Here is a 23,904-nt window from a genome sequence, read left to right on the forward strand (position 1 = left end):
TGACCAGTCTTATATAGCATGATTAGGCTATGTACCAGAATTAGCGTTTATCATTAGGTGAACACATGGTTAAAACGTTATGAAGAAATAATGCTTGCAAATGATTATTTTATATGGTATGATCTATTTTGTTCGCTAATCAGATATGTTTTATGGAGAGGTACCGAAGCGGTCATAACGGGGCGGTCTTGAAAACCGTTAGAGTGCAAGCTCACGTGGGTTCGAATCCCACCCTCTCCGCCATAATTTTTAAAAAAAGTCTATACTACTGATAAGCTGATACAGCCGTTTCCCATGAGGGAGGCGGCTTTTTTGTTATTTTGGTGCACCCCTCTGAGGATACTGATAGTTCATGTTGCCATATAGTATTTTTTTTGGCATGTTTATATAAAGGGAAAATGGCTTGTTAGGGTTAAAGGGGCGACTTATATGGTGCATGAAATTGAAGCGCGTACACTGCTATCCAGACAGAAGCAACCGGAGAACTGGTTCGGGGTAGACTACAATTTGAATGTGTACAGGGGTTGTGTACATGGATGTATCTATTGTGATTCCCGCAGTGAGTGTTACGGAATTGAAGTGTTTGAAGACATTGCGGTAAAGAAGAACGCTGTTCAACTTCTAAAAAAAGAGTTGGCGGGTAAGCGCCACAAGGGAATGATTGGAACGGGCTCTATGAGCGATCCGTACATGCCAATCGAACGCTCTTTGCGGTTGACACGGGGAGTGTTAGAAACAATCGCCGCCGCGCCTGGATTCGCTGTCCAAACCGTTACAAAAAGTGATTTGATAGTTCGAGATGCTGATGTATTGCAAGAGATCAGCCAGCGGACTCATGCTACAGTGGCTGTATCGATTAGTACTTGTGACGAGGAACAGGCTTCTTGGATCGAACCTCATGCCCCAGCTCCAGCTGCTCGTTTGCAAGCCTTGGCTACCTTGGCTAAGCAGGACATATATAGTGGTGTACTTCTGATGCCTACATTGCCATTCCTGACGGACAGCCGTGCTAATATTGTAAAGATAGTGGAAAGAGCTCATGCCTCTGGGGCACAATTTATTATTCCCTGGTTAGGCATGTCGTTACGAGATCGACAACGAGATTATTATTATGAAAAGTTAGCGGAGAGAGCTCCAGGTTTGGTTCCCCAATATCAAAGGACATATGGAGAGCGCTACAATTGTATGTCGCCCCGCGCAAAATCACTCTGGGAGCTTCTTCACGAGCTTTGTGATAAGTATGGAGTAGTATGCGAGATGAAGGATGTAAAGCGTTTTGTTCCCCCTGAACCACCGGAGCAGCTTCAGTTATTTTGAACGTTAACGGAATCTGAGGGGTAAATGCATAAACAGAGCTGTTTTACCACAAATTAAGGAGGATAATGCAGCAAAGATAAGGGAGGAATATGTCATGAGTAAGCCGAAAGGTTATACTACACCAGGAACTCAACCCGCTAACCATGAGGGGAATCACGATGAGAGAAATCAAGGTGGGCCAGAGCCATTGTCTGGGTCCAAAAAGGTGAAAAACCGAAATCATGTGAGTCATAATAATCCCCAAGGAAGCTAATTTAAGACTCGTGGCATTTTGTAAAATAGGTGATTTTTTGGACGCGACCTCAGCATTTTTGCTGGGGTTTTTTTCTTTTGAAATTGAATAAAACAAGACAGAGAGTCAAGAAAATGTAATAATATAAGTAGGGCCCCATCCAGTTTATGATGGTTGACTTTAATGAAATCGAAAGAAGGAATAAATATTAAACCCATACTGAAAGGATCGTGATGCGCTTGACCTCTTTAAATTCCTCAAACCCTATGGACTCAATACTCCAAGGTATACCCTCTGAGGCTGAGCTCCAACCGATTCGTCCTCACCACAAAAGAACCCTAGGCAATATCGTACTTAGAACTCTGTTTATAATTATTGGAGCCATTATTGTCTCGGTGGCACTGGAGTTATTTCTAGTACCGAATCAAATTACGGATGGTGGAATCACCGGTATATCAGTCATGTCTTCGCATTTATCGGATTGGGCACTCGGTATATTCTTATTCGTATTTAACTTACCGTTTCTAATTATTGGATATAAGCAAATTGGAAAGACATTTGCGATGTCTACTCTTTTAGGTATTACCGTAATGGCGATCGGAACAACATTGTTGCACCCTGTAGAGGCATTTGTTGATGATACTTTATTGGCTTTTGTATTTGGTGGCATTTTGCTTGGTTTGGGAACAGGTTTGGTTATACGATTTGGTGGATCTCTGGACGGCACGGAAATTGTGGCTATCTTGATCTCGCGTAAATCGGCATTCTCTGTCGGCGAAATTATTATGGTTTTCAACTTCTTTATCTTGCTTTGTGCAGGTTTTGTATTTAATTGGGAAAGTGCACTATTCTCACTACTGGCCTATTATATCGCTTTTAAGACGATAGATATCGTCGTAGATGGTTTAAATGAATCGAAATCGGTATGGATTATCAGCGATCAGATTGATGATATCGGGGATGCCATTCAGAGTCGATTGGGCCGTGGCGTAACGTATTTGTCCGGCGAAGGTGGTTTTTCGGGCGATCCGAAGAAAGTTATCTTTTGTGTTATTACTCGTTTGGAGGAAGCCAAACTCAAGGAAATTGTAAATTATTATGATGATAGTGCTTTTATGGCAGTCGGAAATATCCACGATGTGAAAGGTGGACGATTCAAAAAGAAGGCTATCCATTAACGGGATGCCTGAGTCACCACTGGTTGCAAGATGGTTCAATATATGAGTTAGTTAAGAAGGAAACCCATGTGAATTTTATTCGCATGGGTTTCCTTTTTTTATGTGTTTAGAGCGTAATTTATTTTTTATTACGCAACTGCCGGAAGAACATCGTGAGCATTGTAGAACACTCTTCCTGAAGAATGCCGTGAGTAACTTCAGTCCGATGATTAAACCTAGGCTCCTGAAGTAGGTTCATTAATGTGCCTGCACATCCAGCTTTGGGATCAGGGGCGCCGTAGATGACATGGGGCACGCGGCATTGAACGATCGCTCCTGCGCACATGGGACAGGGTTCCAAAGTAACGTAGAGACGACAATTTAATAATCGCCAAGCTCCAATGAATTGGCTGGCTTCGCGGATAGCAATCATCTCGGCATGTGCTGTTCCATCTAGACCACTTTCTCTTAGATTATGGCCTCTGCCAACAACTTCGTCCCCGAGAACGATAATGGCGCCAATCGGTACTTCGCCGATGGCTTCAGCTTTGCGTGCCTCAGCAATTGCTTCATTCATCCAGTATTCATGAGGGTAAGAAGAGATAGGAGGTTCTGGAGGTATAGGTAGTGACATGAGATGCTTTCAGCTCCTTAGCTAGATTCGAAACAAAGAATTATTCAACGAACAAATATTCGTTGTTAACATGTTGTGGACAAGATTGTGCATAAGTTTGATATCCAATTCCTTTATCCCCACTATTATACACAAACTGTGCACATATTCTGTTGATATGTTAATAGTATGTGGATAAACCCTTAACATTTTTTGAATAAGCTTATTATTTTCACTAAAATGGTTGACGTTTCCTGAACGAGGTTAGGTCGTTGCTTCTTGATTGTAGGAAATCAGCAAGTGAATATCAATATCTTTGCAAAAGATGTCGTTACGAGTATGATGAAGATATAGAACAATATATTCCAAAATATATATTAAATTGATAGACTTGTTCCAAGGGGTGAGGAGAGTAATTGTCCATTAAAACAAAGCTATCTCTAATTATGTCAGTATTTGCCCTAGTTATTCTGTCTTTGAATATTGGCCTGAGCTATTTTTCGACACGGGATAATTTACGTAAAGATAGTGAGAGCAACATGATGTTAACAGGCAAACAGATTGCTCTTGCGGTTGAACAAAGCCGCTCCGTCTACGATTATGTTAAGCGTCAATTTAATGAGGATATCAACAACGCCTTAATTATGAGTACACTTTCATTAGCCAGCCCGGGGCGAATAGCAGAGGAATCGCTGAAGTCTAATGAGAACCTCTTAGAGATAACTGGAATGAGTCTTGGCAGTCAAAGTCACGTGAATATTCTTTTTGGTACCAATTCGTATGGGAATGATTCTGATCTAGGGTCTGTGAGAAAAGCATTAGAGACACGAACAAGTTTTCTGAATGATACACATATTAACGGTCAACATGTACTCGTGAGCTTCATTCCAATTATGCCGTACCAAAGTGAATCCTATGTCATTAGAATTATTTCAAGTTATGAGCCGATTTCATCAGCCATCTCTAAAGTGGTGTGGAGTCAGGTTTCCACTTCGATTGTGCTTCTACAAATTGTTGTGTTTGCGAGTTACATATTAGCTGGTGAGTTGACCAGGCCCATTCACGATATTCTTAACAGGGTCAATCAGTTAGCTTCTGGTGACTTTGAGGATAGATTACAAGTCAAATCAAAGGATGAGCTGGGTTTGTTGGCTCTTCGAATTAATGCAATGGCTAGAAGCCTCGGCCGAAATACGATGGAGTTGCATCGGAAGAATGAGGAGAACCGAGCCATGAAGGAGCATTTAGAATCCATCATCAATCAGACGGCGGATGCGATCCATTTAACGGATCTGGATGGGAAGATTATTCGTGTGAATTCGGCATTTGAATATCTGTACGGATGGACGGGCGAGGAAGTTGTGGGCTCTAGATTGGACTTTATTCCTAGTTCTCCAGGGGAGTACCGAAGAGAATGGCGTAAGGAATTAGAGCTTGGTAGGCACTTTGTGCTGTCAGAGGCTGTTCGGATATGTAAAGATGGAAGCAAGATAAATGTAAGTATGAGTGAATCCCCTATTTTTGATGAAGATGGGAAAATTACTGCAGTAATCAGTATCTCTCGTGATATGACAGAGCACAATAAGATGGAAGAGTTACTTCGTCGTTCGGAGAAATTGACCATGGTTGGACAACTTGCCGCAGGGGTGGCGCATGAGATACGTAACCCGCTTACGACACTGCGAGGTTTTCTGCAAATGCAGCAGCGTGCCAAGGCGATCAACATGAGTCATACCGATCTTATGTTATCTGAATTGGACCGAATTAATCTAATTGTGAGTGAGTTTCTAATTCTCGCCAAACCTCAGGCCGTACATTTTCAGGTCAAAGACGTGCGTTTTACATTGGGAGATGTTATCTCTTTATTAGATAGTGAGGCGCATTTACATAATATTGAGTTTGAAGTCCATTTCCCGCAGGATTCTGTTCTGGTACACTGTGAAGAGAACCAGTTGAAGCAAGTGTTCATTAACGTATTGAAGAATGCGATGGAGGCTATGCCAGTAGGGGGGCGAATTACCCTGCGGTTAGATAGTGATTGTCCAAAGCATGCGGTGATCACTGTGACAGATGAGGGAGTAGGAATCTCGAAGGAACGTTTGAAAAAGATCGGTGAGCCGTTCTATACGAACAAAGAGAAAGGCACCGGTCTTGGGATCATGATTACTCAGCGGATTATCGAGGCCCATCAGGGTACGCTGGTAATTGAGAGCGAGATTGGCCAAGGCACAGTGGTGACGGTGACGTTACCGAGGATTCATGCGGAGGCAGAACAAGGGAATATTGGGGATAATGACATAGTGGGGTGACATGACAGAATGAGGATTAATAAATTTATTAGTGAGACGGGATACTGTTCAAGAAGAGAAGCGGACAAGTTGGTCGAGTCAGGCAAAGTTACGATAAACGGCGTAAAGGCCGTTCTCGGCAGTCAAGCTGAAGAAGGTGACGATGTTCGAGTTAACGGGAAGCCGCTTGTTGACAAGCCTTCTAGACACGTCTACATCGCATTGAATAAACCGGTGGGGATTACTAGTACGACCGAGAAACATATTCGAGGTAATATTGTAGACTTTGTAGGCCATGAAGAACGCATATTTCCCATTGGTCGTTTAGATAAAGACTCAGAAGGCCTTATTCTACTAACGAGTGACGGAGATATTGTTAATAAAATACTACGGGCAGAGGGCAAGCACGAGAAGGAGTATATCGTTACCGTCGATAAACCAGTGACTCCCTCATTTCTTAAAGCGATGAGTGAAGGCGTAAAGATTCTCGGAGAAATGACCCGGCCTTGCCAGATTACTCGCATTAATGAACGTGTCTTTCGATTGATCTTAACGGAGGGTAAGAACCGACAAATTCGCCGTATGTGCAGTGCATTAGGTTATGGGGTACGTAGATTGCAACGTATCCGGATTATGAATATTCATCTGGGAAATCAAGCAATCGGGACATGGCGGGAATTAACACCACAAGAGAAGCGTGATCTAAGTCTGTCGTTAGATTACCCGATGTCTTAATAGTAATAAAAGGGAAAGTATTGGTGGGTCACTTAGACACCAATACTTTCCCTTTTATGTTCTCAAAAATGTATGTTTATTTGAGTTTCTATTCTACAGGTGTAACTTGTACAGCAGCAGAATCCTGATACTTCCGGATGATGGAGACCTCAACCCGGCGGTTCTGTGAGCGTCCTTCACTTGTATCGTTGGACGCCACTGGGCGATATTCACCATTGCCGGTAGCGATGAACATTTTAGGATCTAGTTGATCGTTAAGTAGAAGGATTTTCATGAAATTTAAGGCTCGGACCGAGCTTAAATCCCAGTTGTCCCGAAATTGATTGGTGGAAATCGGAATATTATCGGTATGACCGGACACGAATACTTCATAATCAGGAAACTTCTCCAGCATCCTTGCGATAGCTTTAGCCAGTATTCGTGCATCTGGTTTAACCTCTGCTTCGCCTGATGGGAAGAGAGCAATATCACTAATTGTGATCATCAGTTGTGATTGATTAAGATTCGTATCTAGTTGTTCGGATAATCCATGCTGCTCGATATATTCGTCAAGCTGCTTCTTAAGAGCGACCAGATTTTCTTCTTCTTTACGTTGTAGATCGTTCATTTTTCTGTTTAGGGCGTTAGAAATATCATCCATACTGGTATTCTCATTGGTACTAACCATTGAATTGTGGTCCAGAACACCGGAACCTCCGGTAAACACACTATTAAAGGCGTCGCTCATCTCCTGAAACTTCTGGCTGTCTATATTACTCATACCGAATAATACGATAAACATAGCCAATAGGAGCGTCATAAGGTCAGAATAGGGGAGTAACCAGCTTTCATCGGCATGCTCTTCATGTTCTTGATGCCGTTTAGACTTTTTGCGCACCTTCACCCGCCCCCTTTTCTAAAATTTGCGCACGTTCGGCAGGGGTTAAAAATACAGCAAGTTTCTGTTGAATCGCAATCGTTGATACTCCTGATTGAATGGACAGTAGTCCCTCCACCATCATTAATCTAACTTCCATTTCTCTCTTTGAAAGACGTTTCAATTTAGTGGCAATTGGATGCCACATCACATAACCCGTGAAAATACCAAAAACGGTAGCGATAAATGCCCCGGAAATGGCATGAGTTAGTATAGCGATATCACTCATATCTGATAGAGCGGCGATCAAACCGATTACGGCTCCCAGTACCCCTAGGGTTGGAGCGTACATCCCGGCTTGAGAGAAGATCATGGCGCCAGCCTTGTGTCGCTCTTCTGTAGCAGCGATGTCCTCTGTTAATACATCCTGAACAAATTCCTGATCATTGCCATCAATAATCATGCGCATACCGCCACGCAGAAAGTCATCATTGATTTCGTCAACCTTGCTCTCTAGTGCAAGTAGTCCTTCGCGTCTTGTAATCGTCGCCCATTCCATGAACAATTTAATTAATTCGGCTTTGCTGATCATTTTGGGTTTCGTCATTGTTATTCTTAATAATGCAGGGAACCTCTTAAGTTCTGATAGAGGAAAGGCAACAAAGAGGGTTGCGGCTGTCCCACCAAATATAATGACAAAGGCTGCGGGGTTCTGGATTAAGCTCTCAACCGGAGCACCTTTCAGAAACATCCCTAGTACAAGCGCCACTACACCAAGTATAAGTCCAATAATCGTTGAAATTTCCATTGTACACCTCGTCCTTGAGATATTGAATCCATTTTCCGATCCTTCCAGCATCCTTGCAGAAGAACATTTATGAGATTAAGACAGCAAGAAAAATGGTTTATCTTTGTTATCGACAGATTTCGCTTTTTTTTTAAGTGTAATTTTCCGGTATAATAGAAATATAGCTTTTGAAGACATAATGAAGGGAAGTTTTGATGCTTGTGGGAGTGAAGCACGGTAGGGATTATGGACTTATTTTAGCGGAGTTGACGGAGGCAATATCATGTATTTCTGATAGCTACATTTTTTTTGAGATGGAATCTTCGGACTGGGAGAGGTTGTCCGCTGAGGATAGACATGAGGTTCATGAAGCGCTGGCAGAAGACTTATTTTATGCGCTAGGTACGCAGTCGATGATTGAGGTTGGATGTGCGGTCGTGATTCACGATGCTGACAACCATGTTATTAATTTCCTCATTGGAGAAAAGGAACTTACCTCCGTCAAGCTAGTTTGACGGGGGTTCCCCTAACTAATTTTGAATGAGCCCACATGAGTGGTAAAATAGACTAGGAAAAGAATAGCTTATATAGCATATGGTGTGACTTAGTTCTAAGGAATAATGGATGATTCTCTCACGTATGATCAGGTAGGCATGGGGAATATAATAAACTGGGTAAATTTAAGAAGTTCTGAAAGAACGGGAGGAAGAAGAATGCCGTTTACACCGCAAGAAGTAGAAGCGCATTTGGAAAAGTTGGAGGGGTGGGAGCTGGAGGAAGGACGATGGATAGTGCGTAAATATTCGTTCTCCAACTTTATGAAAGGTATTGCGTTCGTTGATGAGGTGGCTACAATCTCAGAGGCGTTCAATCATCATCCTTTTATAACCATTGACCATAAGACGGTAACGCTTCGCTTAACATCATGGGAATCAGGCGGGATTACGGCAGTGGATATTAAAGAAGCGCAGCAATATAACGAAGCTTTCGTAAAATCCAGTGCAGTAGATCGATAAGCTTTACATGTTTTAGTTTGAATTTTAATGAATATAGATAGATCTGCATTAGTCAGGACACATAGATATATTTATGCATTTCTTCTGCGTCCTTACTTTCGTTAAATACTGTGCTGACGCCAAGCTGCAGTGATTCGGCGCAACTGGTCCAATGTACTTTAGCATAGTGATAGTTAAGGCGCTTATGCCATAACATAGCTAGTAGGTTAATCCAATTGGCTGCAAAGCAGGCATGTAGTGCTCTATGATGTGAAAATGTGTGGATGGCACAGAAGGCCCGCGAGGAGATGATAACATGCTCCTCGCGGGCCTTCCCTGCGATTCTGTAAATTATGCTATTTTTTCTCTGCTAGCCATAGTGCGACATTGGCAATTTCTTCGTCCTTTAGTCTATCTTTGAATGCAGGCATATTACCTTTACCTTTATTGATGATTGCGTAGAGTTGCTCTGCGGATAACTCGGCACCAATCTTCTGTAGATTTGGTCCCACATTTCCTTCTAGCTGATCCCCGTGACAACTAATACAACTTGTCGCGACAACGGTTTCTGCGTGCTCTGCGCTTAACGTAACTTCTGGCATTTGAGGTTTATTTTCTTGTGCAACTTGTTCTTTGCCTGGTAAGGAGAGCATTAATACAAGGGCTAATCCACACGCGACGAAGAATAACCCGCTCATGATCCACTTTTGCATTCCGATCGTCCCTCCAAATGTAAACTATCCCCTTTATTATAACGGAACCTGGTAGCGGATCAAAGCGTTTGTGTCAAAAATAGTAATATTTATTTTATATACTATTCAAATCTTTTGAAATAATGTGCAGATTGTCATAGTCATTCTGAAGTTGGCGTTTCTGGAAGAGTTGGAATTCCTTTGTATACCATGCAATAAAATGGCTTGGATATTCCCCCGGGAGTCAATTTTTCATATAAATCTGTAATCGTAAAACCGGATTTTTGGTAGGCTCGGATTGCCCGAGTATTCCAAGTCAGTACCTCTAGATCAATGACATGATGTGGTGTGCGACGTAAGGCTTCCTCCACAATCGTCAATACAAATGACTGCCCCATACCATGCCCACATAAATCAGGTCGCATACCGATCCCGAGTCTTGTCACATCAGTTAGTGGAAAGTATTGGGCAAATCCAGAAAGTACTCCATTTGCATCCAATAGGGAAACATACTGCTCGGCCCGTAAAACTGGATTACCGAATTCTACATCGAGCGCTTTCATTTGTTCCCAAGGTAGCCAACTATAGACATCATAAGGGGAATCGTAACGCCATGTGCTTATTTCCGCTCCGTGACTATCTTCCATAGCGGCTATCTGAAACTGGGGAATAGGTTTATCCATTTTTATGCCTCCTTGGACCGTAGGAATGCCGCATTTTGCGTTCTCCAGCAGAGTCAGTTTACCCTCACTGTAACGGGATTTTATATCATTGTAAAGACTCTAATGTTTGAGATGTTTGAAATGTGAAGTGAAGGGGTAATTCTCATTATAAGGAAATTAGTAAAAGGCGGAAACCTTTTAATTAAAAATTTCGTTATAAAGAAGAGAGATTGAACCAATATTGATTATCCGGCATATATTGCTGAGTATCCGTGTTGTTGAATAGAATACGAAAAACCACAATAGATTCCGGCAAGAATCAATTGTGGCGATAAAGTTTATCTTACATTACTTATGTTTGTGTTTGTTTTATGAAAGAAATCAAGATTCAGCGGCATAGACAGAGTAACTGTATTGGCTCAAAATACGCTTAGCTCCAACATAACGAGCTTTATAGTAGCTATTGCTTAGTTTATCAATACTGATTCCCTTCGAGGATGAAGAGTGTGCAAACTTTCCATCACCGATGTAAATACCGACATGAGATACTCCTTTTCCTAACGTGTTGAAGAAAACGAGATCCCCTTCTTTTAGTTGACTCTTAGATACGGCTTTACCTTGCTGGTATTGGGCTGTAGAAACACGAGCAAGATCCACACCCATCTTCTTAAAGACATACCTAGTGAATCCGGAACAATCAAATCCGCTTGTGCTAACTCCCCCAAATTTGTAGGGTGTACCGTATACCGAACTAACTACAGTTTCTAATGGTGTTTTGCTTGAGGTATCGGCGAAGACACTTCCTGTTCCCATAGTAAACAAAATAGCTAAACTAGTTACCGCTGCTGTCAAAGTCTTTCTCAAGATGTCAAATCCCTTCCAATGCCTGCGAGGTTAGCTTAAGGATTCGGTTGAAGGTCCCCTATGATCCCTCTGAAGCGAGATCAATTCACCCATACTGGATCCCCCGTTTCCCCGGTGCCGGGAATTCGGCTGTTCAATGATGTGCACCTGAAAGTAGTCGTAGTCGTAGTCGTAGTTACTGTTACAAGACAGATTACAAAGTTGTTACTATTTACTTTGATTAGTGTATCAAAGTGAGCAAACTTTTACAAGTTCAACACCCTATTTGGTCGATATTCCCATAATGATGTCTCCCATCCGTTTATAATTCCCGTTAACGTGGTAATAATTCCTGTGGGCAATAAAAAAACCCGCAGGGAGGATTCCGAATGGAACCTCTGCGGGTTTTGCTTGTTACTATTATTCTACATCATCATGATCTGGTGAATCTGTAGCTACTTCTTCAAACTTATCTGTACTGAGTATACGTTTAGCTCCAACATAGCGTTTAACATAATAATCATCACTTAGCTTGCTGATAACTACTCCTTTAGAAGAAGAAGCGTGAGCAAACTTTCCGTCTCCAACAAATACGCCTACATGAGATACGCCTTTGCCACTAGTGTTAAAGAACACCAAGTCGCCAGCTTTCAACTCATCTTTTTCTACAGCAGTTCCCATCTTATATTGGGATCCTGATTGATGAGGCAACTCGATATCGAGTTTGCTAAATACGAACATAGTGAATCCGGAACAATCAAATCCTGATGTTGTAGTTCCACCCGAAACATATTTAGTACCTAGGCCCTTGTCAATAGCACTGTCCAACTTGGAATCTGCGAAAGCGCTACCAGTTCCTAAAGTAAATAAGAGGGCACAACCTACTGCTACTGCGGTTAGCTTTTTTCTCAAAACAGGTCAAGCTCCTTCCAATGCCTACGAGGTTAGCTTAAGGATTCGGTTGAAGGTCCCCTATGATCCCTCTGAAGCGAGATCAATTCACCCAAAATGGTTCCCCCGTTCCCCGGTCAGGGAATTCGGCTATGATATAACACCCGAGAATACATATTCTACATCGAGAGTAGAATTCCTGCTAAAGATGACAAAAATAATTACAAAGTTGTTACTGGAATTGTACTGCTGTTATTGTAGCAGGGGTAGGTATCTTTTGGCAATAGTTAAATAGCGAGAATTACAGAGTGAATAGAGAACAAGACCTCCGTAAAGATACGGGGGTCTTAGAGTTACAAGGGAATAGGGAAGTTAGTAGAGAGAAAATAAAATTAACTTTTTTGTGACTTTGTTTCCCAGAGCTGATATTGAGACGTTACTTGCCAAACTTTAAATATGCTTCGGAATAATGGATGTAATTGTTGCAGAATAAGTGCGATTAAACCTGTCCAGAACCATGAGATGGTACCGAACAACATGAACACCGTAAAACTGAATATCCCTAGCAGTAGTGAAATGCCTATCCCTGGTAACAGATATCTTATACACGTCAGTAAGGCACCCCAGGTACCCATTTTAAATAGATATCCAAACTGGGCGAACAGGAGGCATTGCCTTAGGATCCAGATGTAACAAACCCATCCAAGCGCATAGCCCCCTATGGTTAATATAGTGGGAAGATCGCTTCCTGTTTGCAGTAAACTAGGCCAGAGATGATTCAATTTAGGTACAATCCAAAATGCTGGGACTAAAATAAGAATGAGTTCTAGAAGATAAAAGAGAAAAAGCGGCTTCCCGAACACTTGCATTCCTCTAAAGAGTGGCAAACCGGATTTTCGTGATTCCTGGGGCATTAATCCATACAAGATGCCGGCTTGAATTAGAGGAGCCAGTACCAAACGAATGGCTACCATGCTGACCAAAATCCAGAAGTACATTGCAATATCGGGGTTTTCCCGTAGTCCGATTTGACCCTCAACAAGAAACAGAATCCGGCTGAGGTCGCTAAGTGAAGGATCCGGATATCTTTGTAGCACCGAGGTGACAGCCGTATCAACTAGCCGGTACAGAAAGAAACCCCAGAGAAGTTGATATAGAAACAGAATAATGACGGAGGGAAACTGCTTCTTTAGATGCCCCCATCCACTGCGAACATAGGTCATAACCTTCTTCCCTCCTAAAAGTTTTGTGAGCGTAGCACCATAGAATAGACGTCGTACAAAACTTACGTCGTAAGCATGGATTTTGTGGGCGTAGCAACTTGAATAAGCATCGAGCAAAACTTACATCGTAAGCACAGCCTTAGTTTTATGAGCTAGGTATCACCATAGGAATGATCCAAGTAGGGACTCCAATAGTTTGACGATTCCTAGATTAGAGCGTGTGCGGAGCGTCTTATCGATGTCAGCGTTAAAGAAATTGTTAATATGCTTATTTTCCAATACCAGTGAATAGTCGGGATCAATCATAGCCCAAACTAGGGGTTCTTTATATTCCAGTTTCATCTGGATTTGGTTGTCTTCTCCGGTCCATACTTTGTGAGTCGTATGTCCATCCTTGAAGGTAAAGAGTAGCGGAACTTTGGGGGTTGTTGCCCCATTCCGGCTGATACTGACGGTTGATTCGTACAATGGACTCTTATCCTGACTGATAGGCTTCACGGTGATGCTATTGATGGAGTAATCAGCCATTTCACCGTCATATACATATTGTTTGAAATAAGGCTTCCAGGAGCGTCCTGTGACCTGCTCTACAATTTTTTGAAAATCAGTCGATGTGGGGTGCTTGAACCGATATTTGTGCGCATAGGTAGATAAAATCCGGTTCATGGTCTTGCTCCCGACCTGGTTCTCGATGTCGCGCAGAACTAGTTTGCCGCGGTAATAGACATTTTTGGCATAGTTATCACTTGAACCATACTTCCATGAGACCTGTGTTAGTGAGACAGGAGAGGAGATCATAGCGGCCTGAATAGGCAGGTTCGCAGTGATGCCGAATTCTTGTTCCATTAACTTGTCTTCTATATAAGAGGTGAAACCTTCATCTAACCAGGCCTCCTCGAATTCGTTGCTCGCTACCATACCGTAGAAATATTGATGTCCAATTTCATGGATGACAGTTCGCTCAAGTTCTTCGTAACCGGGAGAGTCACTGCTCGCTCCAAAAGAGGTTATAAGTGTTGGATACTCCATTCCACCAGCTCCATTGCCTTCGGCGGGCGGGACAACAATAGATAGGGTAGAATAAGGATATTGCCCATACCATTTACTGAAATTAGATAATGCCACTTTGGCTGCATAGAAGTAGCGTTCTTTTAAATCCTTGTGAGCTGGATCTAGATATAGTTTGATCCGGACACCCGGGACATCGGGAGAAGAAAAGGGTTCCTCTGCATAGACGAAGTTAGGTGAAGCCGACCATGCAAAGTCATGTACATCATCTGCATAATATTGCACCGTCTTACGGTCCCCATCTATTACTGCAGCTTTGGTCGGAAATCCGGTGGCGGCTACAGTGTAGTTGTTGGGTACATTAATCTTCACGTTATAAATGCCGAAGTCAGAATAAAATTCAGAATTTCCATGATATTGATGAAGATTCCAACCTTCTGTAGCTACACCACGCGTGCCTGCGGGTTCATAGACACTCAATTTCGGAAACCACTGCCCTGCCATCACAAAATCTCCGGCGGACCCCATCCGGGCAAATATTTTTGGGAGCTTGACGGTAAAATTGACCTTTAGCGTTATACTCTCTCCGCCCCGCACGGAGACGGGAAGCCGTACTTTGGCCAAGGTTTTGTCTTTTACATTCCCATCATCAGGTTGAACATACTGTACCCGGTGGAGTAAGGAGATACCGTCACTGGTTCGGATCTCGGTTAACTCCATGGAGCCCCAACCATCCTTTGGCATAGCGTCACCCCGTAGTTTGCCGCCTGATTCCTTCATAAATGTGGTTTCGGCTGAGGCGAACGCATTGGGGTATAGATGGAAATACAATTCGTTTACGGTTTTCTTACCGGGGTGGGTCCAGGTTAGTGTTTCCGATCCGGTGAGCGTTCCTTCCTTCTCATTCAGCGCCACATTGATGTGGTACTCCGAAACTCGCTGACTCAGCACTTCCGCTGTGGGCTGCTGAATACTTTCAATTGGTGTGGTAGAGGGTGCTTCTGTCAGACTTTGTACAGTCTGAGGCTTGCCCATTTCTGAAGCGAGTGAAGGCAGATTGTCCTGATCTGAGCGAAGGTTGAACAGCAGGGCTCCGCCGATGAGGCATAAGCTAAGAATAGAAATGCCAATGATAATAGTTCGTCTGGTCATGCAATGGATACCTCCTGTTGACAAGCATCTACAGCATGTATATGTTTGCATTTGGGAGATTATTAGCTAAAATAAAATTAATCTGTTTGGGGCGAAGGTACCCATACCAGGGAAACATATTGGCGGAAGCTTTTTTGTATTATAAATATAGGTTGTATCAGGAAAGTTGGAGGGGACTATGGATAACACGCAGAAACCAGGCAAGAAGATTTTTGCCTTAAATATTATTAGTAATGAAGAGAAAAGTAAGCATAAAGGCTTCGGTGCGGGTTCAATTGATTTGAACAGCATGTCACCTGTTATTATTGATGGGGATGAGGCTTATATTGATATCGGTGCCATGCACGCCAAGAGCAAAGTTGAGAAGGGCATTAAATTCTCGGTAAATCGCGAGGATGTTCCGAATGGACGGCAGGTATGGATCGTGTGGGTAGCGGTAGATCGCGGGGCTGAAGGACAATTTTACGGCGGGATGACGGCTTGTGAGATGTCGATTGATACAGAAGCGCGGCGTGGGTGGAAGATTCTTGCCGAGCATGTTAACAAGATGGATTATGCTCTCAAGAGACGGATTATTCTAGATGGTTTGGGTGCTGAGCAGAAGTTGGCACTCAAGAACTTACTGATTGAGACCAATAACGAGTGGTGGGACCGTTCCCCAGAGGAATTGAAGACTGCACTGGAAGGCTAAAAGCTGCGATAGAGTAAATGGCGTTCAAATTGATAACCAATTTGAACGCCATTTTTTTAATAATGAAACTAAAATCTAATTCATAAAGTACTATAATTTATCAATTCACTTGTTTATCTTTCCCAAGAAGGACGGTTAGTCCAAGCAATGTAACAACAATTGTAGCGCCCATATCGGACATAACCGCAATCCAAAGGGTGAGCCAACCTGGAATTGTGAGTAGTATTGCAATTAGTTTAAGGGTTAAAGCGATGCCGATATTCCAACGGATGATCCGACTTACTTGTCTTGCGGTACGGATGGCGCTTGGTAGTTTGCCAAGGTGATCCTGCATTAGAACGATATCAGCAGTCTCTACGGCGCTATCCGTACCTTTACCCATCGCGATCCCCAGGGAGGAAGCGGCAAGTGCTGGAGCATCATTAATGCCATCGCCAACCATAGCGACCTTCCAGTTGCGAGACAACTCCTTGATTTTATTAACCTTCTGCTCAGGGAGGAGGCCTGCATGCCAGTCAGTTACGCCAGTCTTGGCGGCAATAGCTTGAGCTGAACCTGAATGGTCACCCGTTAGCATGACAGTATGCTCGATTCCGGCACGGTGAAGCTGATTGATGACCTCTTGACTCTCAGGACGGATCTCATCGGCAAGACCGAAGAGACCAAGCACGTGGCGGTCATCGCTTGCAAGGACGACGGTAAGACCCTCGTCTTTTAGACGCTGCAGATCGCCCTTCACTTGTGCTTTCTCCACGTTAGAAAGAGAAGCTTGTTCTAGGACCTCCTCACTTCCGACCAAATAGCGAGTACCTTCAATATTCCCTTGTATGCCTACACCGGGTAGTGTTACCAAGTCAGAAGGTTGTGGGAAGGATGACTTGGGTGTTCCTTTTGCAGTAATATGCCGAACGATAGCACTAGCGAGTGGATGTAAAGAGCCGTTCTCTATCGCTCCAGCCACTTTGTGGAGTTTTTCGTTATCGTATACGATCTCCCGTATAACAGCTGGAGTACCTTTGGTGAGTGTGCCGGTCTTGTCAAAAGCGATGGCATTGATCTTGCCAAGTTGCTCTAAATGAACCCCGCCTTTGACGAGGACACCATTTCGTGCGCAACGTGTCATACCGCTAACCAAGGCAATAGGTGAAGAGAGAACTAGGGCGCATGGGCAACCAACGATCAGAATGGCCAGGCCCTCGTATACCCATTTCATCCAAGGCTGTCCGAACAGGAGTGGCGGAACTAGCACGACGAGCGCTGCAATGATCATGATAGCTGGTGTGTAGTATCTGGAAAATTTATCGATAAAAAGTTCAGTTGGCGTCTTTGTATCTTGGGCTTCTTGAACAAGATGCATGATTTTAGCTAGCGATGAGTCCTCATATGCTTTATCAATCGTGACTTTCAATAAACCTTCGGCGTTGACACTACCGCCAAATACGGGCGATCCAGGCTTCTTAGGGACAGGGATTGATTCGCCTGTAATCGCTGCTTCATTTACAGCGCTATGGCCTTCAAGGACAGTGCCGTCTGAGGGAATCTTCTCTCCAGCGCGGATGAGAACGATATCTGAGACTTGAAGTTGACTGATCGGAACCGTTACTTCCTTGCCTTCACGGATCAGGGTTGCTTGTTTCGGAGCTGCGTCTAGGAGTGCTTCCATTGACTTACGGGCACGACTCATGCCGTATCCTTCTAACAATTCGTTCAGACCGAAAAGGAGGGCAACTAGCGTAGCTTCCTTCCATTCACCTATTAGAACAGCTCCAACCATGGCAACCGTCATGAGTGTGTCCATGGTGAACTTCAATCGGAACAGATTGCGTAGTCCTCTTAAGAAAGTAGAGTAACCACTTAGAACCATCGAAGTCAGATACATAACAATAAGAGCATTTTCGGGAAGTATAGATCCGAGTACAAGTGAGGCTGCAAAAATGACGGCGGATAAACTGAGCATCCATTTAACAAGCCTTTCACCTTCACCGTGACTATGTCCGTGATCATGTCCATGATCTTGTCCTTTTGCATGGTCGTGAGAATGTTCATGGCCATCATCATGACTGTGGTTGTGACCACCATGAGCGTGCCCTTTCTCTTGCTCTCTTCCATTCTTGACCAGGGAGGCGCCGTCGCCTTTCAGTATGCTTTCAACACGGGAGAGATCTGCCTTAGGAGAGATTAGGAGACGTCCGCTGTTATACATGAGTGCCGCATCATGCCCATGCTCCATTTTTTGAAGCTCATCTTGAAGCTCGCGCGCGCAGTTGGCGCAGGATAAGCCTTGAACACGGTATTCTACTCGGGCTGCGGATCCATCTCCGCTAGATTGTGGGTTAGATTTGGAGTTATTCATAGCGATCTCTTCTCCTTTTGGTGTTCCAGTGTCATGGTAACCAGTGCCTCCATATGATGGTCGTTTAGCGAGTAGAGGACATTTTTACCTACTTTACGAGACTTTGTAATATCCATATTTTTGAGTTGACGCAGATGGTGAGATGCCGTGGCCACTGAGCTATCAAGAACGGCAGCAATATCACATACACATAATTCTTTACCTTGTAGAAGCAAATAAGCAATTTTCACCCGATTGGGATCAGACAGTGCCTTGAACATTTGGGCCATGCCGATAATCTCATCGTCAATCAGACTTTTTCGTAACTCATCTGTTCTGGTAGTATCTCCGCATTGATGTTCACAAGTATCATTTTGGACTACAGGTTGTTTAGTCATCTATTGGAACCTCCTTATTCAAACGTTCATTTGATTGTTTGAATGTATTATACTCCCAATTCATTTTATATTCAAGCCTACGTTTGAATGTTCTTGTGTTAGCCTATGCACAACGAAATTCGAACGATCGTCTGAATGTTTCTGTAAACTCCTATACCCAGATTGAGTCTATTTGTAGTCTCAACACCTACAAGAATTCACATCAAAAAACCTCCAAACTACCAATTACAGTAGGAATGGAGGCTCTATGTAGTTACTTAACTCGGCTCGGAAGCATTCCACTTCTTCGCATTCTTGTCGAGTACCGAAACATATGGGTGATCAAGGTAGTAGAATCGCCAGGGTTTGGCGGCATATTCCGCTGCATAGTCTATATTGATGCGAGGTGCTTGTACAATAAGTGGACTGTCCACTTGATGCTGCCCCGCTTCGAGCCAGATTGGACTATCTGATTCATAAAGATTACTCCCATTGAACGATTTGTCGATTCGTAGCGCTCGGCATAGTTTGCCAGGACCTCCCGAGAGGTCGGCAGGCTTGCGAATGATGATGTCGCGATTGTTGCGCATAAGAACTTCATCTGCAGGAGTCAGTGGCTCTACCGCGCGAATGAGCACGGCCTGAGGATCATCCATGGGACCTGTCACCACATTGAGGCAGTTATACATACCATAAATCAAATAGATGTATGCGACACCGCCTTCATGGAACATGATCTCTGTTCTTGTAGTACGTCGCCCCCCGTAGGCGTAACTTCCCTTATCCGCTACACCACCGTAGCTCTCTGTTTCGATGATGCGGCAGCGGATATCCCCATCCTCTGTACGACGGACAAGCGTCTGGCCGAGTAGAAGAGGAGCAACCTCTAGAGCTGATCTTCTATAAAAAGAGCAAGGAAGAAGATCTCCTTTGTGGAAATTTGCATGGGTAGACTTCATCCTTAGGTTCTCCTTAACAGTGGATTGAATGCGATACCTACATGATATCTACCCGAGCATGGTTAGTCCACAGTCCATGACCTACGCATTTTTTACTCCATCCACCAGCGTTTCAGATCACTCCACCAGGAGTGGCTCTCCGGCTTATCGTTCACGGGTAGAGGTTGTACCGATTCGCCTTCTCCCTTCCCGTGTTCGGTGCAGACTTCTGTTGGCTCCGTGCCCTGGATGAACACTTCGAGCTGCTTGTCTGGACAGTCAGCAGTAGCCAGCATACCGGTGTTGGGGTCGATATATAGACTCACCACTCCGTCCGGGATCGGAAAAATCTTGGGTGGAACTTTCTCCAGCGCCTTCTCCGTAAACTTTGCAAAGATCGGTGCTGCTTTGCGTGACTCTGTAGTGCCAAGAATCTTCCCTTTGTCATAACCAACCCATACTGCGGTGGACAATTCCGGTGTGTATCCTACGAGCCAAGCGTCCGTACTAGTTGTGCCGGTCTTGCCCGCGACGGGCCGCAGGATATTGGCAGATACTCTGTTCCCAGTTCCACCCGTTTCAAACACGCTCTCCAGTAGATGCGTGAGTACGTAAGCAGCGGCGGGTTCAACTACCTTCTCTTCGTGAGGAGAGGGTGCCTCGTAGAGGGTATGCCCTTGATCATCCGTTATTTTCAGAACAGCAACAGGTTTTATTCTCTTTCCTTGATTACTAATGACTGCAAAAGCAGAGGCCATCTCGAAAGGACTGACTGGGGAAGTACCCAACGCTAGGGAAGGAACAGGCGTCATGGCACTTGTTATCCCCATTTTGCGCCCTAATTCGATCACTTGCTCAGCGCCGACCGTCAAGATGGTGTTGACTGCATAAATGTTGTCCGAGGCGGCGATAGCTCGGCGCATATCGATGTCTCCTAAATACTTATCCCCGAAGTTTTTGGGGCTATATGTTTTTCGGTTGTCATCATAATGGAACAAAGTGGGTTGGCTGCTAAACTTGCTGACACTGGTCATCTTCCCTGAAGACAATGCGCTCAAATACATGATCGGCTTAAAGCTTGATCCAGGTTGACGCGTGGTAGCAAAGACATGATTATATTGGCTTTGAGCGTAATTCACGCCACCAACAAGTGCTTTGATATGGCCATTACGCGGATCAATGGATACCAAGGCCGCCTCAAGGTCAGGTGAGCCTCCTAGTTCAGAGGCAATGGCCGCTTCCGCTGCTTCCTCCGCATCCATGTCGAGTGTGGTGTATATATTTAACCCTCCATGCTCAAGCAAATCTTCGTCAAACCCCAACTCATGAACCACAACATTACGGACATAGTCGCGAAAATAGGGAGCCTGATCCGCCGTAATCCGTTGTTTCTGTGATTTAAAGTTTAGCATCTCACTATAGGCTTCATCCGCTTGCCCTTGAGTAATTCCTCCTGTGGTGACCAGGGCAGATAGAACGGTCTTTTGTCGATCTTTCGCATTCTTCATATGATTATAGGGAGAGTAGTACGTCGGTCCTTTGGGTACACCAGCGAGGATGGAGCTTTCCGCTAGGTTTAGGTCCTTAGCAGACTTGCCAAAGTACATTTGGGATGCAGCCTCGATCCCATAGGCTCCTCCCCCGTAATAAATTTCATTCAAATACATTTGGAGAATTTCGTCTTTACTATATTTCATTTCAAGCTGCGCCGTATACATAGCTTCTTTGATTTTACGTGACCATGTGCGTTCATGAGATAGGTATAGATTTCGAGCTAACTGTTGGGTTAATGTGCTGGCTCCCTGCACTTTATCCATTTTCTGCAGATTTACGAATAGGGCCCGGGCCATACCCTTGATATCAAAACCAACATGATCATAAAATTGACGATCCTCCACGGCAAGCGTGGCCTGAATGAGCAAAGGGGAGACCTCATCTAATGCTACGCTGACTCGATTACGCTCTCCACTTGAGAATACAGCGATACTCTTGCCATTTTGGTCTAGTAATTGTGAGTTGCGGTCGGAATCGGCTAGCGGTAGATCAGACTGATACAGATATAACAGTAAAATGCCCATGGCAAATAAGGCTAGCAATCCAGTGGACAGTATTAATTTGAAGAAAAGCCATTTACGGCGGGGCGGCTTCTTGCCACCACTGCGGATCAGTCTCTGCATGAGTCTTACCTCCTTTCCACTCCCGTACCTGTTGTCATCTACGGCGGTGTTATTTTAAGTATGGGAAAGTTTGAGGTAGATATTCACATTTTGGTCATGATTTAATATAATACAACTTGTTTGGTACAATATAGGAAGTGAAACTTTGCGAGAAGTGAATCTGGAGAGCCATATGACAACTAAACACTATTCTGGCGGAAAGAAGGTATGTACGATGGAATTGTGGTTTACGGAGAAACAGACGCCCGTCTTTGGCATTACCGCAAAAATTCGGGAAACGTTAGTTACAGAGAAGACGGACTTTCAAGATTTGGCGATAATCGATACCGAAGAATTTGGGCGTATGCTAGTGCTGGACGGTATGGTAATGACAACGGTTAAGGATGAATTTGTGTACCATGAGATGGTAGCACATCCGGCGTTATTTACTCATCCGAACCCGAAGCATGTTCTCGTTGTAGGTGGCGGTGATGGTGGAGTAATCCGCGAAATAATCAAGCACCCAGGAGTAGAAAAGGCTGTGCTGGTTGACATTGATGGCAAAGTTATCGAATATTCGAAGAAATACTTACCGGAAATCGCTTGTGAACTCGACAACCCACGGGTTGAAGTGCAAGTGAATGATGGATATATGCATATTATCGAAAATAAAGATAAATACGACGTGATCATGGTCGATTCCACTGAACCAGTTGGACCAGCAGCACCATTGTTTGAGCGTGGATTCTACCAAGGTATTTATGAAGCGCTTAAAGACGATGGGATTTTTGTTGCTCAGACGGACAACCCTTGGTTTAAGGCGGACTTGATTCAACAGGTGAATCGTGATGTGAAGGAAATCTTCCCGATCGTTCGTGTGTATGGAGCGAACATTCCTACTTACCCAAGCGGTTTGTGGACGTTCACTATGGGAAGCAAGAAATATGATCCGCTTGAAGTAGATGAGAAGCAAATTCCCGAGATCGATACGAAGTATTACACACCTAAATTGCATAAGGCAGCGTTCGTATTGCCTAAGTTCGTCGAAGATCTCGTAAAATAGGGGGAAATAGGAGAATGAAACTGGATCAAGCGTATTCTGGTAACGTATTTATTTGTAGTTCTGAGCATTATGAATCTTCGAAGGCAGTCATATATGGAATGCCGATGGATTATACCGTCAGCTTCCGTCCTGGCTCCCGCTTTGGTCCATCCAAGATTCGTCAGGCTTCGGTTGGTATGGAAGAGTATAGCCCTTATTTGGACAAAAGTATTCTGGACTCCTCTTATTTTGACGCTGGGGATTTGCTACTTCCTTTTGGTAACCCAGGTCGCAGCCTTGAAGTGATCGGCGAGTATGTACGTGGTTTACTTGCAGATGATAAGTTCCCGATTGGACTAGGTGGGGAGCATCTTGTGAGCTGGCCTATCATTGAGGCCGTGTATGAGAAATACCCGGACCTTGCCTTGATTCACATTGATGCCCATGCCGATCTTCGTGAACATTATGAAGGCGAGCCATTATCCCACTCGACGCCGATCCGCAAGGCAGCAGCGCTGATGGGTGGCAAAAATGTATATCAATTCGGTATTCGCTCGGGTTCTAAGGAAGAATTCCTGTTTGGACGTGAGAATACCCATTTCCATCCGTTCGAGGTGGCTGCACCACTTAAGATGGAGCTACCCAAACTCGGACGTCGTCCAGTTTATGTTACCATCGACATCGATGTACTAGACCCTTCATGTGCGCCAGGAACGGGCACGGCAGAGGCTGGAGGCATCACTTCGAAGGAATTGCTGGATGCGATTCATCTTATCGCAGGTTCAGACGTTAATGTTGTAGGATGTGACCTCGTGGAGGTTGCACCAATTTATGACCCTACAGAACAAACGCCAATTGTAGCGGCTAAGCTAATCCGTGAAATGCTGCTTGGTTTTGTGAAGTAGTAGGGGAACTTT

At 44.1% G+C, this 23,904-nt stretch carries 23 protein-coding genes, 1 tRNA gene and 2 riboswitches; of the genes, 11 read left to right on the forward strand and 13 right to left on the reverse strand.

Annotated elements, in window-relative coordinates:
* Positions 1 to 154: 154 nt before the first annotated feature.
* The 4 genes from NST85_RS00495 (at position 155) to NST85_RS00510 (ending at position 2,727) form a co-directional block, all read left to right on the forward strand.
* Positions 155 to 243 (forward strand) — tRNA-Ser (locus tag NST85_RS00495).
* 186 nt (positions 244 to 429) lie between these two features.
* The gene (locus NST85_RS00500) at positions 430 to 1,317 is read left to right on the forward strand and encodes an SPL family radical SAM protein (RefSeq protein ID WP_341188251.1); all 888 of its coding nucleotides are present in this window, start codon (positions 430 to 432) and stop codon (positions 1,315 to 1,317) included.
* A 94-nt stretch (positions 1,318 to 1,411) separates the two neighbouring features.
* Positions 1,412 to 1,570, forward strand: a complete 159-nt coding sequence (locus NST85_RS00505; RefSeq protein WP_341188252.1) for a small acid-soluble spore protein P — start codon at positions 1,412 to 1,414, stop codon at positions 1,568 to 1,570.
* A gap of 245 nt (positions 1,571 to 1,815) precedes the next feature.
* A complete protein-coding gene (locus NST85_RS00510; RefSeq protein WP_341188253.1) occupies positions 1,816 to 2,727 on the forward strand; it encodes a YitT family protein in 912 nt (303 codons plus the stop codon).
* A gap of 118 nt (positions 2,728 to 2,845) precedes the next feature.
* On the opposite strand, the gene tadA is transcribed toward NST85_RS00510, so the two are convergent.
* Positions 2,846 to 3,340, reverse strand: a complete 495-nt coding sequence (gene tadA, locus NST85_RS00515) for a tRNA adenosine(34) deaminase TadA (RefSeq protein ID WP_341188254.1) — start codon at positions 3,338 to 3,340, stop codon at positions 2,846 to 2,848.
* Positions 3,341 to 3,735: 395 nt separating this feature from the next.
* On the opposite strand from tadA, the gene NST85_RS00520 reads away from it, so the two are divergent.
* Complete coding sequence (locus NST85_RS00520) at positions 3,736 to 5,628, forward strand: ATP-binding protein (RefSeq protein WP_341188255.1); 1,893 nt, start codon at positions 3,736 to 3,738, stop codon at positions 5,626 to 5,628.
* Between the two features lie 9 nt (positions 5,629 to 5,637).
* The gene (locus NST85_RS00525) at positions 5,638 to 6,342 is read left to right on the forward strand and encodes a pseudouridine synthase (protein WP_127194586.1); all 705 of its coding nucleotides are present in this window, start codon (positions 5,638 to 5,640) and stop codon (positions 6,340 to 6,342) included.
* An 88-nt stretch (positions 6,343 to 6,430) separates the two neighbouring features.
* Here the strand turns inward: NST85_RS00525 and motB are convergent, their stop codons facing one another.
* Both motB and motA read right to left on the reverse strand, forming a co-directional pair.
* Entirely contained in the window at positions 6,431 to 7,219 is a 789-nt protein-coding gene (motB, locus tag NST85_RS00530; RefSeq protein ID WP_127194587.1) for a flagellar motor protein MotB, read from the reverse strand.
* On the reverse strand, positions 7,203 to 8,006 hold the full coding sequence (gene motA, locus NST85_RS00535) for a flagellar motor stator protein MotA (RefSeq protein WP_127194588.1): 804 nt from the start codon (positions 8,004 to 8,006) through the stop codon (positions 7,203 to 7,205). The genes motB and motA overlap by 17 nt, the downstream gene beginning before the upstream one ends.
* 200 nt (positions 8,007 to 8,206) lie before the next feature.
* Here motA and NST85_RS00540 point away from each other — a divergent pair, with 200 nt between their 5' ends.
* Both NST85_RS00540 and NST85_RS00545 read left to right on the forward strand, forming a co-directional pair.
* On the forward strand, positions 8,207 to 8,500 hold the full coding sequence (locus NST85_RS00540) for a hypothetical protein (protein WP_341191055.1): 294 nt from the start codon (positions 8,207 to 8,209) through the stop codon (positions 8,498 to 8,500).
* Positions 8,501 to 8,698: 198 nt separating this feature from the next.
* On the forward strand, positions 8,699 to 9,001 hold the full coding sequence (locus NST85_RS00545; RefSeq protein ID WP_127194589.1) for a 4a-hydroxytetrahydrobiopterin dehydratase: 303 nt from the start codon (positions 8,699 to 8,701) through the stop codon (positions 8,999 to 9,001).
* Between the two features lie 335 nt (positions 9,002 to 9,336).
* Here the strand turns inward: NST85_RS00545 and NST85_RS00550 are convergent, their stop codons facing one another.
* The 6 genes from NST85_RS00550 to NST85_RS00575 form a co-directional block, all read right to left on the reverse strand.
* Positions 9,337 to 9,693: a c-type cytochrome gene (locus NST85_RS00550; protein WP_127194590.1), complete on the reverse strand. Its 357-nt coding sequence runs from the start codon at positions 9,691 to 9,693 to the stop codon at positions 9,337 to 9,339.
* 140 nt (positions 9,694 to 9,833) lie between these two features.
* Positions 9,834 to 10,355 carry a GNAT family N-acetyltransferase gene (locus tag NST85_RS00555; protein ID WP_341188256.1) on the reverse strand — a complete coding sequence of 174 codons (522 nt, stop codon included), beginning with the start codon at positions 10,353 to 10,355 and terminating at the stop codon, positions 9,834 to 9,836.
* Positions 10,356 to 10,715: 360 nt separating this feature from the next.
* Positions 10,716 to 11,198, reverse strand: coding sequence for a C40 family peptidase (locus tag NST85_RS00560; RefSeq protein WP_127194592.1), 483 nt, complete (start codon positions 11,196 to 11,198; stop codon positions 10,716 to 10,718).
* A 4-nt stretch (positions 11,199 to 11,202) separates the two neighbouring features.
* Positions 11,203 to 11,339, reverse strand: a riboswitch (cyclic di-AMP (ydaO/yuaA leader).
* 258 nt (positions 11,340 to 11,597) lie between these two features.
* Entirely contained in the window at positions 11,598 to 12,089 is a 492-nt protein-coding gene (locus NST85_RS00565) for a C40 family peptidase (protein WP_127194593.1), read from the reverse strand.
* A 6-nt stretch (positions 12,090 to 12,095) separates the two neighbouring features.
* A riboswitch (cyclic di-AMP (ydaO/yuaA leader) is annotated at positions 12,096 to 12,230 on the reverse strand.
* Positions 12,231 to 12,460: 230 nt separating this feature from the next.
* A complete protein-coding gene (locus NST85_RS00570) occupies positions 12,461 to 13,291 on the reverse strand; it encodes a hypothetical protein (protein ID WP_127194594.1) in 831 nt (276 codons plus the stop codon).
* A 159-nt stretch (positions 13,292 to 13,450) separates the two neighbouring features.
* Positions 13,451 to 15,451: a M1 family metallopeptidase gene (locus tag NST85_RS00575; RefSeq protein WP_341188257.1), complete on the reverse strand. Its 2,001-nt coding sequence runs from the start codon at positions 15,449 to 15,451 to the stop codon at positions 13,451 to 13,453.
* 178 nt (positions 15,452 to 15,629) lie between these two features.
* Here NST85_RS00575 and NST85_RS00580 point away from each other — a divergent pair, with 178 nt between their 5' ends.
* Positions 15,630 to 16,142 (forward strand): YwhD family protein, encoded by a 513-nt coding sequence (locus tag NST85_RS00580; protein ID WP_127194596.1) that lies wholly within the window; start codon positions 15,630 to 15,632, stop codon positions 16,140 to 16,142.
* A gap of 100 nt (positions 16,143 to 16,242) precedes the next feature.
* Here the strand turns inward: NST85_RS00580 and NST85_RS00585 are convergent, their stop codons facing one another.
* From NST85_RS00585 to NST85_RS00600, 4 genes are all read right to left on the reverse strand, one after another.
* The gene (locus NST85_RS00585; RefSeq protein WP_341188258.1) at positions 16,243 to 18,495 is read right to left on the reverse strand and encodes a heavy metal translocating P-type ATPase; all 2,253 of its coding nucleotides are present in this window, start codon (positions 18,493 to 18,495) and stop codon (positions 16,243 to 16,245) included.
* Positions 18,492 to 18,872, reverse strand: a complete 381-nt coding sequence (locus NST85_RS00590; RefSeq protein WP_127194598.1) for an ArsR/SmtB family transcription factor — start codon at positions 18,870 to 18,872, stop codon at positions 18,492 to 18,494. Before NST85_RS00590 ends, NST85_RS00585 begins: the two co-directional genes overlap by 4 nt.
* Before the next feature lie 257 nt (positions 18,873 to 19,129).
* Positions 19,130 to 19,810, reverse strand: coding sequence for a DNA-3-methyladenine glycosylase (locus NST85_RS00595; RefSeq protein WP_341188259.1), 681 nt, complete (start codon positions 19,808 to 19,810; stop codon positions 19,130 to 19,132).
* 92 nt (positions 19,811 to 19,902) lie between these two features.
* Positions 19,903 to 21,966, reverse strand: coding sequence for a transglycosylase domain-containing protein (locus NST85_RS00600; RefSeq protein ID WP_127194600.1), 2,064 nt, complete (start codon positions 21,964 to 21,966; stop codon positions 19,903 to 19,905).
* Positions 21,967 to 22,180: 214 nt separating this feature from the next.
* Between NST85_RS00600 and speE the strand changes: the two genes are divergently transcribed.
* A complete protein-coding gene (gene speE, locus NST85_RS00605; RefSeq protein ID WP_341191056.1) occupies positions 22,181 to 23,008 on the forward strand; it encodes a polyamine aminopropyltransferase in 828 nt (275 codons plus the stop codon).
* 14 nt (positions 23,009 to 23,022) lie between these two features.
* Complete coding sequence (speB, locus tag NST85_RS00610) at positions 23,023 to 23,892, forward strand: agmatinase (protein ID WP_341188260.1); 870 nt, start codon at positions 23,023 to 23,025, stop codon at positions 23,890 to 23,892.
* Positions 23,893 to 23,904: the final 12 nt, after the last annotated feature.

Origin of the sequence: Paenibacillus sp. FSL K6-2524, from assembly GCF_038005525.1 — a bacterium.
Taxonomy (GTDB): domain Bacteria; phylum Bacillota; class Bacilli; order Paenibacillales; family Paenibacillaceae; genus Fontibacillus; species Fontibacillus anaericanus.